The sequence below is a fragment of the Diaphorobacter caeni genome, assembly GCF_015354245.1.
Lineage (GTDB): Bacteria > Pseudomonadota > Gammaproteobacteria > Burkholderiales > Burkholderiaceae_C > Diaphorobacter_A > Diaphorobacter_A caeni.
This window is the reverse complement of record NZ_JADKYZ010000001.1, coordinates 860,884-873,578: the sequence shown is the minus strand read 5'-3', so window position 1 is coordinate 873,578 and position 12,695 is coordinate 860,884. Positions and strand designations below refer to the sequence as shown.

Genomic DNA, 12,695 nt, shown 5'->3' with positions numbered 1-12,695 from the left:
AGATAGAGCCACCGTAGAACTCCGAACCTCGAATGATTTGGACCATGCCTATCGTTTTTCTGCGGGGCCAGCGGAAGCATTCAGCCAATTATTAGCCACAGTTGACTCAAGTCTTGATCAAAGCCTCCGTATTTTGGCTGGCGATTTAGATGTTGACCAAGCTCATGCCAAGATTGCCGGAAGAATCTTGAACAACGCAGAAAATCTAGAATTATTGATCACCAAGTCTCTCAGACGTGCTCGAAGCCGACAGAACTCAATTGATGGGGAAGGCATTTAAATGGCGGCCCTTTTCACTGATCTAGCGAAAGTACCAAGAAATGCATACACTTTTCTTTGGGCCGACTATGTAGAACTAACTTGCATTTGCAGCAAAAACGGTTTAGTTTCAAAAGGCAACATAGATGCCATCACACAAGAAGCCACTGATGTTCAGGCAGACAGCGTTGATTTCATCGATAAAAATGAAGAAAGTGAAGAAATCGATGATGCCATTTCAAAGAAATGGGCTGATATTCATAGTAGGCTGACCGCCCGTTCAAAGCAATACAACGATTGGCCATTTATATTGGATAAGAACGTACTGCGGTCTCGGTTCGATAAAAAAAATCAAAAGCATTGCCTATACGTTGCGATGCTTATTGCATCCTCCTTAAGATTGTGCATCAAGCAACGCATGCCTGACATCACCAACGCTTTCGAGGAAATTTCCTATCATTGGTTAAAAACCTCTTTAAATGACAACTGGGAAGTCAGGCCCTTCGGCGCACATCAAACACTCCCCAACTCTTATACGGGGACGCTTTGGGAAAAGCTTGAAAAGCTTGCCGAGGATATTCAGGCCAGACTTTGGAAGGAAAAAAGCCAATATGACCCTAGAAATACCGCAGATGGCGGCATCGATTTAGTTGCTTGGCTTAAAATCGGTGATATCCGTGGGAATATTCCTGTAATTTTTGGTCAATGTGCATGCTCACCAAACGACTGGGAAGACAAACAATTAGATGTCACCCCATACGCCACAGAGGCACATATATCCCCCCATCACCCAGGAGCGGCTTTTTGTTTTGTTCCGCACGATCTATCTGCAAATGATTCAAACTGGGATCGCGCAGAACATGTAAAGAGAGTAGTTCTAATTGATCGCCGCCGATTTTTCAGCCTTTTCGAGACACAAGCATCATTTGACAAATTACCAGTTTGGAATTTCGTTACCGATGCTATCGAAACAAACTATGCACCAGCCTTCTAGGCCCAAATATTCGGCAGTGCCTGAGCTACAGCTTTAAACAGAGGTGGGGGAACCGCATTCCCTGCCACCTTATATTTCATTTCCAAGGTAGCTGGCTTCGTTTCCGGGAACACAAAGTCTTTTGCAAAACCTTGAATCCGCGCAGCCTCGCGATAAGTAAACCGACGCGCAGGCTCATCGGTTTCGAACTTCCATTCATTGTGCTGCACCTTCACCATCTTCGGGCTCATGGGGTGTAAGGGCATATGGCGAGGGTTGGCCACAATGGTTCGCGAGGTGTCTTCCCAGCCATTGCGACGGTCGCGAGACATGTAGTACCAGTGGAAGTCCCTGCTATAGAACTCACCCTCCGGCCATTCCGGCAGATCCCCGATCGCATCGCGGATGGTGACGGTAGGCTCCGCTCCCTCGCCACCATGGGTGCGCACGGGGAATTGATATTCCACATTGAAATCTTCACGAATTCCAACAATGAAGATACGGCGGCGCTCTTGCGCCACGCCGAAGTGGGCAGCGTTCAGCACTTCTGCCTTGACCTTATAGCCAGCCTCACGGAAGAGCTTGAGTTGATCTTCAAGCAAGTGGCGAAAGTTCTGGCGGACCATTCCAGAGACGTTCTCGACAATGAATGCCTTCGGCTTGATCTGATTGAGTGCGCGCGCAAACTGGATGTAAAGCGTGTTGTACTTGTGGTTAGGATCGCGCAGGCCACCCTGGCTAAAGCCTTGGCACGGGTAACAGCCTACCAACAGATCGGCGGCTGGGAAATGTTCGATTGTGGAGACGTCCTTTACTTGGTAGTCCGTCTCGGGATGGTTTGCCAGATACACGTCCCGTGCGTACGGCAAGATGTCATTGGCCATCACCACTTCAAAACCTGTAGCAACAACACCAGCATCAGAGCCGCCGCAACCCGAAAACAGTGATACAGCCTTCATAGCACTAACCTCATAATTGCCCGGAAGTTTAAACGTTCAAGAGGGAATCGGGACGCTGGGACGCGCATATACATACATTCGCGTTGGATTGTGCAGACGTCTGTACAACATCAGTTTTGGCACTTGCCAACCGCGAATTGATCATCAATCAACGAGATCAGTAGCCCCGCCACCCCAATCTGGATCCGTGCTGCCGCCGTCCCATCCGGGGTCCGTGCTGCCCTCCCATCCCGGATCTGTTTCACCGCCGCCGCCATCGTCGTCGTCATCAGCGCCATCGCCGTCTTCCGGTTGCTCCAGCTCCAAATCCCAATCACCGCCGCCCGCATCCACCACGCCGCCGCCCTTGCGCTCCAGCTCCAGCCGGGTGGTCAGGCCGTTGTCATCGAGCGAGTGCTCGACGGTCTTGGCCAGCCAGCCGGTGCCGTCGATTTCCTTTTTGAAGCCGCGCACGCGTACCGGCGTTTGCACCATGAGCGCAGGCTGGCCAACTGCCAGCGACAGCTCGAACGTGGCTTCACCGCGCACGATACGCGCCTGCTCGGCTTGGGCGGCGGCCAGCGCATCGGCCTCGCTGGCGTAGCTGTCGCGCAGTGTCTTCATGTTTTCTTCGGTGCCCGAGATCACCGCCACTTTTTTGGCCGCCTTGGCGTCATGCCAATACGCACGGACGCCGCTGTACGAATCACGCGCGGCGGCATGGTAGCGGTGCTGGTCGCCGTCTGTGCGCTCCAGCGTGATCGACGCCATTTCCTTGCCGCTCGCGTTTTTCGTACTGCCGATGGGCAACACCACCAACCGCCCTTTTTTTACCGTCGCGGTGGCGTCGTACTGCCCACCTATGCGGGTCAGAAAATGCACGTCGCTTTCGTTCGTCTGGTCCACATGCTGCAGCTTGATCTCGGCCAGATCCTCGTCCACGTTGGCCACCATGTTGTTTTTGGCGGCGATGTCGCGCACCACGTCGCCCAACGTCACGCCGTGCCAGCTGGCACTCGCACGCTGGCGCAGCGTGCCGCGCAGCTCGGCGCTGCGACAGCGAATATTCAGCACGTCCGGCGCTCCTGAATGCTCCACCTCGTCCACGGTGAACGTGCCCTTGTCGACCAGCCCGGTGTGCTCATAGCCGAGCTGCAGCGACACGCTTGCACCCTTAGGCGGCAACGCGAGATTGCCCTGCGAATCATCCAGCGTGATGTCCAGCTGGTCGGCCTCACCGCCGCGGCATTCGCGCAGGCTCAGCCGCATGAGCAGCGGGCGCACGATCTGCGAAATGTCCTTGCCGTTGACGACCAGGTGATAGACCGGTTTGCGGCTGGATACTGCGCCGTCATCGATCATGAGAACCACCAATCCAGATCGTCACCACTCCACCAGTCACCCCAGACCTCGCCACCATCAGATCCACCCGCCGGGTCGGCCTGCGCATCGTCGGCGCGCTTGAGATTGAGCGTGAATTCCGTGCGTCGCGCCACGCCTTCACGGATGAAGATGGACCCCGTTTCGTCCACGCTCTCGATCACCCACGCGCCGAAGGACTCGCCCGCGCCGTTGACCAGCGCGTAGGCGCTGCCCTTTGTGGCCATGTCGCGCAGCCGCTCGATGGCCAGCCGGTCGCCCATGAACTCGGGCGCAAGCAGGCCGGTGAGGCTGATGGTTTCGTCGCCCGGCCCCACGTACTGCAGGCCCGGCCGTGCACCCACGCGGCTATTGCTCGCGTGGCGGAAAGCGCTGGAGCGCCGCATTTCGGTGAATGCCAGCGTGCTCAGCGCGAAGGTGAATTGCCCCAGTGCGGCCATCATGTGCGCGGCCCTCCATCAATCAATGTCGGAAAGCGAGGACATGCGGCGGCCCTGCTTGTCGCGCTCGCGTTTATCCAGCTCGGCCGCCACCGCCTTGGCCACGGCTTGCGGGTCCATTCCGGGCGCGGCGTTGATGACGATGCTGATGGACGCCCCACCGCCAGCACCACCCGCAGCGCCCACACCAGCACCACCCATGCCCTGCCCTGCAGCCACCGGCGACATGGCCACCATCGATCCCGCAGCCATGGCCACAGCCGCATTCCGCACCATGCCCGCACCACCGCTGATGCCCTCGGCCGCGCCCTCGCTCACGTAGCCGCCCAGCTCCATGAATACCCGGCTCGGGCTTTGAATGCCCAGCTTTTGCTTGAACCAATCGACCGCATCACCAGCGGCCATGCTGATCGAATCGCGCACGGCCTGTATGCGGCTGGTGATGCCGTTGGCAATGCCCTGCACGATGTTTGCACCCAGCTCGAAAAAGCGCATTGGCAAGGTGACAAGTGAAGTCAAGATGCCGCCGAAAATCGCGCCGAACAGCTGCCCTATGCTGCTTAGCTTGTTCAGCTCACCCGTCGCCATCGACACAGGGGTGAACAAATCCATGAACCACTTCCAGGCACGCTGCAGATAACCGCCCAGCACGCCCAGCATTGGCATCAGCGGTGCAATCACGCCACGGAACGAGGCAATTGCCGGTGCCAATCCATCCATCAACCCCGCACCGAAGCCCGAGAAAAACGCGCTCAATGGCTCCCAATACTTGTAAATGAGCGTGCCCGCCAAGATCAGCCAACCAATCGGCCCGGCGAATCTCAGCAGCATTGGCAAGAGCCGCCCCACGCCACCAGACACGAACGCCCAAGCCCGCCCCATCATGCCAAGCACTGGCGAGGCACCCGATGCGGCGGCTCGCACGGCCGCCATGTTGAGCACCGTTCGCGCGAACAGAAACCGCGCCAAGTGCATCGGCCCCAACATGGCCACAAGGGCAATCCCCACGGTTCCGGCAACGGTCAGCAACGCCGACAACGCCGCCACGCTGAGCATGACCGCCTTTGTGAATTTTGGGTTTTCGCGCGCGAAAGTTCCCACCCGATTGGCCAAACCACCCAACCAAGTCAGCACCCCCTTGAGTTCTGGGGCAATCGCTGCACCAAACTCTTTCAGCATGTTGGTGAAACTACCGCTGGCCGCATCGGCGACATTGGTGAGCGTTTTCAGCTGCTCATTCACGCGCATCTGCAAACTGGCCTGATCGGTCAGCTTTTTCAGAGATTCGTTGTACCCGTCAATTCCCTTCGTCATCAACGTGTTGACGACCTGCAGCGTTTCCGCATCATCCCCAAACAACGCACCTATGACGTTTCCGCGCTGCATGGTGTTGAGTGTGTTCAACTTCTGCAGTTGCTCGAACATCTTGTCAATGCCGCCAAACTCTCCCTTGCCGTCGCTGAAATCAAGGTTGAATCCACCCTTGGCGTCTTTCACTGCAGCATTCGCTTTTCCCAGCTTCTTCTCGCTCATGCTGGACTGGAACACCTTGCGGATGGCGTTACCAGCCGATGACCCATCGGTCATGCCCGCCTGATTCATCATCACCATCAACGGGCTGAGTGCGTTCATCGCATCCAACCCCTTGCGCTTGGTGATATCCAGCACGGGCGACATCTTCGTGAAGCCCGCCAGCATGTAGTCTGCATCCGCACCGGCATAGTGGCCACGCTGCACCATGTCAAGCACGCCCATCATTTCGGCTTCGGTGGCGCGCGTTGCGTCCTGCATTTTTGCCGCCATGGCGGCGGCTTCTTTGGGCACCTTCTTGAGCTGCACTGCGAGGTAAGCCGACGCCTCGGCCGTGCCGCCCAGAATGCTCTGCTCACTCAAGCCCTCTTGGCTCAGTGCTTGCGTCAGCTCGATGAAATCCTTTGTAGTGCCTGGCAGCTTGTCGCCGAGCTTGGTCGCCAGATCGACCATCTTTTGCATGCTCTCCGGCACCTTGCCATCGCTGCGCATGAGCGACGCGCCAAGCTGCGTTTCCGCATCCTCCGCAGGCATGAAGGCATTGACTGCAGCAGTCAACGGCGAACGCAGCTTGCTCCCCGCCATCGTCGCGCCCGCTGCAGCACCTCCCCACGCCGCGAGCTTCACCATGTCTTTGCTGTGCTTCTCGCGCAGGTTATGCAAACGCTCTTCCACGTCGCGCTGCTTGTCCATCTTCTGGCGCTGCGCATCCAATGCCGAGTTGGTGCGCGCAATGCTGTCGGCCAGTTGCTTCTGGTCCACCGTGGCATTGCCCCATCCGCGAGCTGCCATGTCGGTCTGCAGCTTCTTGACCACGGCCAGCTGCTTTTCGTAGTCCGTCGTCAACTGGCGGACGACGGTGCGGTTTGCCCCTGCGGCCTTGGCCATGTCCAATTGCTGGCGGGCACCATCGAGCGATTCGCGCTCTCGCTCAAACTTGGTCAGCGCACGCTGCTGGGCCTGCAGGCCCTTGAGCGCCAGCTCCGCCTCCCCCACCGCCTTGGCGGTGGCCTTGCTCCCAAGAGCAACGGACTTGAGCGGCCCGCTGACCTTGTCCACGGCCGCGAGCAGAACCTCCAGACGCAGCTTATCCACCACGGCGCATCTCCTGCACCGTGGTGGCGCGTTGGTTTACAGAGGATTGGCCTTGTTGAAGGCTTCGCGCCGCTGCGACTCGCGCAGCATGCGCTGAGATTCGGCCACGATGGCGTTGGATTCGTCGGCCGTCATGCCCGACTGCGCACCAACACCTGGCGCAGGCTCTTGCGACATGGCGCGCTTGAGCAAGATGTTCATGGTCGCGCCGCCCGCCATACCGCACAGGTAAACGAACATGATCACTCCGCCCAGGCACACAAGCAGGGCCAGAACTACGAGGGTCATGATGATTGCGGTTTCCATATGCGCGCATGTTAACGCCTTTTCATTCTCTGGCGGCGTGCATCTGGTTGTGCAGCTTCACCGCCCGCTCGCGCCACTGCAGCAGATCGCCCAAATCCATGGCGTCCATCGCCTGCGGTTGCCAGTGCAGGATGAACGCCAGTTCGATCATTACGTCTTCGACACACCCGCCACAAGCGCCTGCGGGGCCAAAAAAGTGGCCACCTCCATGGCGCAGCTGATGAAGTCGGCCGGACCCATCGCCTCCACTTCATGCTTGAGCAGTGACGGCTGGGTGATGCGCGGCAGCAAATCCACCATGGCATCGGTCTTCATGTTCGCCACCTCGGTGAGGCTGAGCCCGCGCAGCTCCCCCGCTCGCGGACGGCGGATGACCAGCGTCTCGATGGTTTCACCACCGCGAACGATGGGTTCCTCCAACGTGACCGACACCGTCACTGGTTGCTTGATTGGCGTGGCGCTTTGCTTTTCTGTGCTCATGATTTCTTCTCGGTGCTTTGAATAAAAAAAACGGCGGGCGGCAACGACGCACACCCGCCGCGAACCATGCGCACCGGCTTGGCACCGCGCGCATGACAGCTTGGCAGCTGCGTTCTGTTCGGTCAGATTCCCAGCGCGGTGCGCGTGGTGGCCATGTTGTCCACGCCGTCCACGATCTCGATCATGTTCACCAGATCGATCTCGAATTCCACTTTGCCGTCCACCACCTGCTTGTAGTAGCTCAGCACGTACTTGTAAGACGGCTCCAGCTTGTCGCCCGCCTTGGCTGAACCTTGGTCGAGTTCTTCGATACGGCCGCGCCCGGTGATCTCCACCGCAGTGACCGCGCCGGTGTCGTCGGTCTGGATCGCGCCCACGAATCGCAGCAACTCGGCGTTGTGCAGCGGAGAACCCCACTTCGACACAAGGCCCTTCATCCAGCCCGCGCCCTTGATCTCCATTTCCAGCACCCCGTCGATGCCGAAGTCGAGATTGACCTCGCCACCCATTCCGCCCGAGCGGTGGCCTTCCATCTTGCGTTTTAGCTTGGGAATGACGACTTCCGTCACCTCGCCCCGGTAGTCGGTTCCGTTCACGAAGACGACAAAATTTTTCAGTTTGCGCGGCAGTGCCATGGCAATTCCTTGATGTGGGTGTCAGGTGGCCCGGCTCAGCTGCCGGCGGAAACGCGCAGCGCCCAGTCGGCCCAATATTGGTCCGTGAGGCGCTGGCGCAATGTCAGGTCTTCGAGCGGCGGCAACGGCGTGTAGTCGTAATCAATGATCAGCTTGCCGGACTTGAGCGATTCAGTGGTGTTCACCTCTTCGTTGATCCAAGCATTGCCGTCCAGGATGTACTGCAGCGATTTGAGCTGCCGAATTCGCGCGTTGATGCCTTCCAGAATGTCCTTGATGAGGCTCGGCGTCATGGGCTTGTCGATGAACTCGAAATGCCCTTCGGCCATCGTGTCGGCCAGCACATGCGCGGTGCGCGTGGCAGTCTCGAACGCGAAATTTTCTTCGCTGCTGCATGTGCGATTGCCCCAGATGCGATAGCCCTGCTTGCGAATCAGCGTGGTGACGTTGCCCTCGTTCAGCAATGTGGCATCACTGGCCGGGCTTTGCAGATCGAAATACACATCTTTGGCGATGCCAGTCGGGCCATTCACCGCGACGTTGGAAATGCTCTTGTGCCAGCCTTGGGTCTGGTCGATGGCCGCACGCATGCCGAGCGCGTAGGCCACCACCGGCACCTCGACCGACTTGTTTTCTTTGGTGCTCCACTTCGTGAAGTTGGGCCACAGCAGCATGGTTTCGCGCTTGCCGAATCCCTGCTGATACTCGAGCGTGTCGCTCACATCCTCGCATCCGTCGGCGTACACGTAGGCCATGGCGCGCAGCTTTTCGGCCACGCTGGTGAGCGCTTCGGCAACCGGCTTGGTGTCCAGACCCGGCGCACCGAGAATGCGCGGCTTCACGCCCAGCTGCTGCTCTGCCGTCAGCAGTGCCTGAATGCCGGTGCGCACCCCGCCCACGTAGTCGCCCACCACCTTGCTGGTCTGGTCCGCCGCGCGCTCCTCATCGGTTGCACCCTCGCCATCAGGCACACGCACGATGACCATCACCGGCCGCGCGTTGTCGGCAATGCAGGACAGTGCCATCGACAGCGTGCCGAGCGTACCCGCTGCGGCCTGGGCCTTCGAGATGGATGTGAACAGCACGGGCTTGTTCAGCGGGAACGCGGCTTCGTCCGCATCGCTTGCGGTGGCAACCAGCCCGATGATTGCCGTGCTCACAACGCGCAGCGAGTTGGTGCCCTCATTCAGCTCAATGACGCGGACGCCGTGGTGGTAGTCAGTGACAGCCATGGTTTGATACTCCGTTGGTGTGATCAGGCGCTGGCCACGTTGGCGGCGACGTCGTCACCCTTCCAGCGCAGCAGCGAAAAAGTGACGTTGACCACCGGCAGGCGTGCACGGCCCATGTACTGGTGGTTGACCTTGTAGCCGTAGTTCGTGCGAACGCAGAAATTGCCGCGACGCTTGGAGCGAAAGAACTGATAGACGCCCGCGTTTTCGAGCAGATACCAACCCTCGATCTCGCGCCCCGCGTCTGGGTTGCCCCAGCACTTCACCGGCGCGGACAGATCGGACTTGACGCCCAACTGCGCGGCCAGCCAGCTCGCACGATTGCGCCAACCCAGCCACACGAATCGCGCCCAAAAGCTGCGCGGGTGGTGACCCTTTGCCCAGTAGCACAGCGCGCGCACATCGGCCGTGTCATCGTTGGGCACGCGGTCAGGCTTGCCGATGCCGGTCACCGGGTCCCGACTCCACGTCAGTCCCGCGTCGCCGTTGATTGATACGTCGTTATCCCACCAGCAAAAAAGGCGCGGCAGCTTGTCGTCTTGCCACCGAGTAAACAGCAGCGCCACCGGCACCACGATGGGCGCAAGCGCGGCCGGAATCAGCACCAGCGCGCCACGAAACGCAGCGGGCAAAAAGCACCATGCTGCTTTGGCGCGATGTGCCCACGGTACACCCGGCAGCGCCAGCACGACGATGACGGGAAGGATGCACCAGATGATTGCGATTGCCGCCAGCACCTGCAGCGCAACGCTTATCCAAAACTGCATTGGTTTTCCTCGATAGAAACAATGCAGTCATGGTGCCCACGCGCGTGCGGAAGTGCCAGCAGCGCGGGCTGTGGCTGGCCCTTGAACAGAACGCCGGACTATGCGGCCGCGTAGGGGAACGAGCGACCAGCGCCCCAGATGATGCGGACAGCACCGGCACCGCCCTGTGACGTGTAATTGCTGTTTTGTGATGCCGCTGCACCACCACCATATGCACCGCCGTTGGGCGACGGGCTCACGTTGCTACCGTCGGCACCACCCTGGCCACCCTTGCCACCGACACCCGGCGCGGCATCACCAGATGCCCCGGATATGACGCCCCTCAGGCCTACGCCACCGCCGCCGCCCTTGTTGTAAGCAGCATCGTATCCACCACCACCGCCACCACCCGTAGCGCTCCCCATGCCGCTGTAGTTATTCGACCCACCTTGACCACCGGCCGACGTGTAGCCACCAGCACCACCCCCACCAGACCCCGACGACGCATAGCCACCGCCACCATTGCCGCCACCATCCCACGCACCCACGCGCCCTCCGCCGCTGGTGGTATTGCCCGCGTTTGCGGTGTAGGTGACACCATTGACCACAACGTAAGAACTATTTGCATCAATACGGACCTGCACAACCTGCCCAGGAGTCACTGCCACCGCGTTTTTGTAGCCAAGAGCGCCGCCGCCGCCGGATCGCTCCCAAGTCCCATTAGCACCTCTGCCGACTGCCACAAAGCAAATCGACGTGACACCCGCAGGCACCGTGAAATCCGCACTCGCGGTGTAGGTAGCCTCTCCCGCAGCGGCCTTGCCGTAGAACTGCGACAGCGAAATTGCGCCCGATGCCGGGATGCCCGAAACGATGCCGTAATACTCGCTCAATGAATGCGGTGCAGCTCCGCCGAACTCTTGAGCAACCTGCAATAGCGAGATGGGGCCGGACGATGGCAAGGCCATTTCATGCACCCCATCCAGCGTGAATATCTATGGCCATGAGCGCCGGGACGTTGCCCGTCACATCGACCAGCTCGCACAAGACACGCTCACGAGCGAAGCACGATTGAACATGATTGAACACCGCTGTTCCAAACTGCATGATCTCTGCGGCACCCAGCGTGACAAATCCGTTTTGAGCCTTCCACTCGATCATGGTTTCCGGGTCTGCCATGGCGCGCGAGTGTGCCCCCGTGATAGTGGACTGCGATTCGCGATCCGTGAGAACGCGCGCACCGGCCACGGTGACGCCGCCGGTTTCTTTGTCATAGCGGACGCGCGCAATCTCGTCCTTCAATCGCTCTTTCAGCTGCTGCAGATTCTGCGGCGACCGCAGGTCAATGATGTGCGATTCCCGCACCCACCTCCCATCAATCAGCGTCGGCTCACCCACCTGCACATCCTCGAACCACTCGACAGACCGCACCGGCGCAACCACAGGGGCGACCGCGCGAAATGCCGCTGGCAACGTCTGCACGATCTGGGTTCCTTCGAGCCGCTTTTCCTGCGCCTCGAACCATTCGCGCGGCGGTGCCTGGGCCAGCACCCCAGCATCCAGCGCCGCGCCTTCTAGGCACTTTCCTTCCGGGCACAGCGGCAGCTTGACGAGCATTTGCGCGAAGGCCTTCTGCAAATCGGCGTGACGAAAAACCACCTCGACCATTTCAAGGTGCTCCACAACGCGCAACGGCGTGTAGTTCAGCGTGCTCATGCTCGATCCTTTTTCAGCTGCCGCACTTCACGGTCAAGCTCTTTCACGGCCTCGATCAGCACGGGCACGAGCTTTTCATAGGCGACGGTCAGATACTTCTGCCCACCAATCTCTATCGATTCCGTGACGATCTCAGGCATGACGGCCTGAACCTGATCAGCCAACACGCCATAGTCGCGTCTTCCCGCCTTCATGCTGGTGTGCTGAATGCCCTTGCGCCAGAAGAACGTCCCGCCATCGAGCGCATTCAAAATCTTGAACGGGTCGGCGATGCGCTTGAAACCGCGCTTGAGGCGCGGGTCGGAGTATGCAGTGACGTTGCCACCGGCAACCATGTTCCCCGCCGTGTCGGTGTACCAAGACCAAGGGCTTCGGCTAGAGCCGCCAATCCCGAAGTAACCGTCTGGCCGCAGGTACATCTTGATGCCATACGCGCCAGCACAGACGAACGACATCGCAGCAAGTGCCCCGTCCCCCGCTCCGCCTGCGTGCCGAATCACAACTGAAGACGTAGTATCAGCGCCTGCTGAATCGCCATTCATGGCCGCACCAGTCCATTGACCACTCGCAGCATTTGCATATGTCGCAGAATTGGCAGTCCCGGCGGTCGCTGCCGACGCCGACGACCCGGAAATGTTAATGCCCCAAGTCCCCGACGCTTCCCCGCCCGTCCGCGTTGGCACGTTCAGATTGGCGCGAGCACTGGCCGCCGCCGTGGCTCCCGTGCCGCCATTGGCGACGCCCACGGTGGCCGTCACGTCGAGCTTGGACTGAGCAAGCGCGCTTGCGCGCTGCTCGATCAATGCGTCCAGCTCCTGCGCACGCTGCGCCAGATTGAGCGCCGCCTGATGCAGCGAGCTGTCGATGCCCGTGATGGCATCGCGCAACCTGAAAACGTCGTATTCGAGGAACGCCGCAGGGTCTGGCAGCGGCAAGCCGTAGTGCGCTGTAATTTCATTGGCCATG

Annotated in this window: 15 protein-coding genes; 2 read left to right on the top strand and 13 right to left on the bottom strand. The window is 59.5% G+C overall.

What is annotated here, in order from left to right; genetic code table 11:
- Nucleotides 1–280: hypothetical protein (locus tag ISG32_RS27515; RefSeq protein WP_228529551.1), on the top strand; the 280-nt coding region annotated here is incomplete at its 5' end.
- The gene (locus ISG32_RS03870; RefSeq protein WP_194769666.1) at nucleotides 281–1,252 is read left to right on the top strand and encodes a hypothetical protein; all 972 of its coding nucleotides are present in this window, start codon (nucleotides 281–283) and stop codon (nucleotides 1,250–1,252) included. It abuts the gene before it with no gap.
- Here the strand turns inward: ISG32_RS03870 and ISG32_RS03865 are convergent.
- The 13 genes from ISG32_RS03865 to ISG32_RS03805 all read right to left on the bottom strand — a co-directional run bounded on the left by ISG32_RS03865 (nucleotide 1,249) and on the right by ISG32_RS03805 (nucleotide 12,694).
- The gene (locus tag ISG32_RS03865; protein ID WP_194769665.1) at nucleotides 1,249–2,190 is read right to left on the bottom strand and encodes a DNA cytosine methyltransferase; all 942 of its coding nucleotides are present in this window, start codon (nucleotides 2,188–2,190) and stop codon (nucleotides 1,249–1,251) included. The two genes, ISG32_RS03870 and ISG32_RS03865, sit on opposite strands and share 4 nt — an antisense overlap.
- Before the next feature lie 144 nt (nucleotides 2,191–2,334).
- Nucleotides 2,335–3,531 carry a contractile injection system protein, VgrG/Pvc8 family gene (locus ISG32_RS03860; RefSeq protein ID WP_194769664.1) on the bottom strand — a complete coding sequence of 399 codons (1,197 nt, stop codon included), beginning with the start codon at nucleotides 3,529–3,531 and terminating at the stop codon, nucleotides 2,335–2,337.
- A complete protein-coding gene (locus ISG32_RS03855) occupies nucleotides 3,528–3,992 on the bottom strand; it encodes a phage tail protein (RefSeq protein WP_194769663.1) in 465 nt (154 codons plus the stop codon). The genes ISG32_RS03860 and ISG32_RS03855 overlap by 4 nt, the downstream gene beginning before the upstream one ends.
- Before the next feature lie 15 nt (nucleotides 3,993–4,007).
- On the bottom strand, nucleotides 4,008–6,617 hold the full coding sequence (locus tag ISG32_RS03850) for a phage tail tape measure protein (protein WP_194769662.1): 2,610 nt from the start codon (nucleotides 6,615–6,617) through the stop codon (nucleotides 4,008–4,010).
- 33 nt (nucleotides 6,618–6,650) lie between these two features.
- On the bottom strand, nucleotides 6,651–6,902 hold the full coding sequence (locus ISG32_RS03845; RefSeq protein WP_194769661.1) for a hypothetical protein: 252 nt from the start codon (nucleotides 6,900–6,902) through the stop codon (nucleotides 6,651–6,653).
- Nucleotides 6,903–6,942: 40 nt separating this feature from the next.
- The gene (locus ISG32_RS03840; protein ID WP_194769660.1) at nucleotides 6,943–7,071 is read right to left on the bottom strand and encodes a GpE family phage tail protein; all 129 of its coding nucleotides are present in this window, start codon (nucleotides 7,069–7,071) and stop codon (nucleotides 6,943–6,945) included.
- Nucleotides 7,071–7,400 (bottom strand): phage tail assembly protein, encoded by a 330-nt coding sequence (locus tag ISG32_RS03835; RefSeq protein WP_194769659.1) that lies wholly within the window; start codon nucleotides 7,398–7,400, stop codon nucleotides 7,071–7,073. Before ISG32_RS03835 ends, ISG32_RS03840 begins: the two co-directional genes overlap by 1 nt.
- 122 nt (nucleotides 7,401–7,522) lie before the next feature.
- On the bottom strand, nucleotides 7,523–8,035 hold the full coding sequence (locus tag ISG32_RS03830; RefSeq protein WP_194769658.1) for a phage major tail tube protein: 513 nt from the start codon (nucleotides 8,033–8,035) through the stop codon (nucleotides 7,523–7,525).
- Between the two features lie 35 nt (nucleotides 8,036–8,070).
- Entirely contained in the window at nucleotides 8,071–9,267 is a 1,197-nt protein-coding gene (locus ISG32_RS03825; protein WP_194769657.1) for a phage tail sheath subtilisin-like domain-containing protein, read from the bottom strand.
- Between the two features lie 23 nt (nucleotides 9,268–9,290).
- Complete coding sequence (locus ISG32_RS03820; RefSeq protein ID WP_194769656.1) at nucleotides 9,291–10,034, bottom strand: DUF7338 family protein; 744 nt, start codon at nucleotides 10,032–10,034, stop codon at nucleotides 9,291–9,293.
- Nucleotides 10,035–10,132: 98 nt separating this feature from the next.
- Nucleotides 10,133–10,621, bottom strand: coding sequence for a hypothetical protein (locus ISG32_RS03815; RefSeq protein ID WP_228529550.1), 489 nt, complete (start codon nucleotides 10,619–10,621; stop codon nucleotides 10,133–10,135).
- Nucleotides 10,622–10,982: 361 nt separating this feature from the next.
- Nucleotides 10,983–11,729 carry a DUF4376 domain-containing protein gene (locus ISG32_RS03810; protein ID WP_194769655.1) on the bottom strand — a complete coding sequence of 249 codons (747 nt, stop codon included), beginning with the start codon at nucleotides 11,727–11,729 and terminating at the stop codon, nucleotides 10,983–10,985.
- Complete coding sequence (locus ISG32_RS03805; protein WP_194769654.1) at nucleotides 11,726–12,694, bottom strand: tail fiber domain-containing protein; 969 nt, start codon at nucleotides 12,692–12,694, stop codon at nucleotides 11,726–11,728. Before ISG32_RS03805 ends, ISG32_RS03810 begins: the two co-directional genes overlap by 4 nt.
- Nucleotide 12,695: the final 1 nt, after the last annotated feature.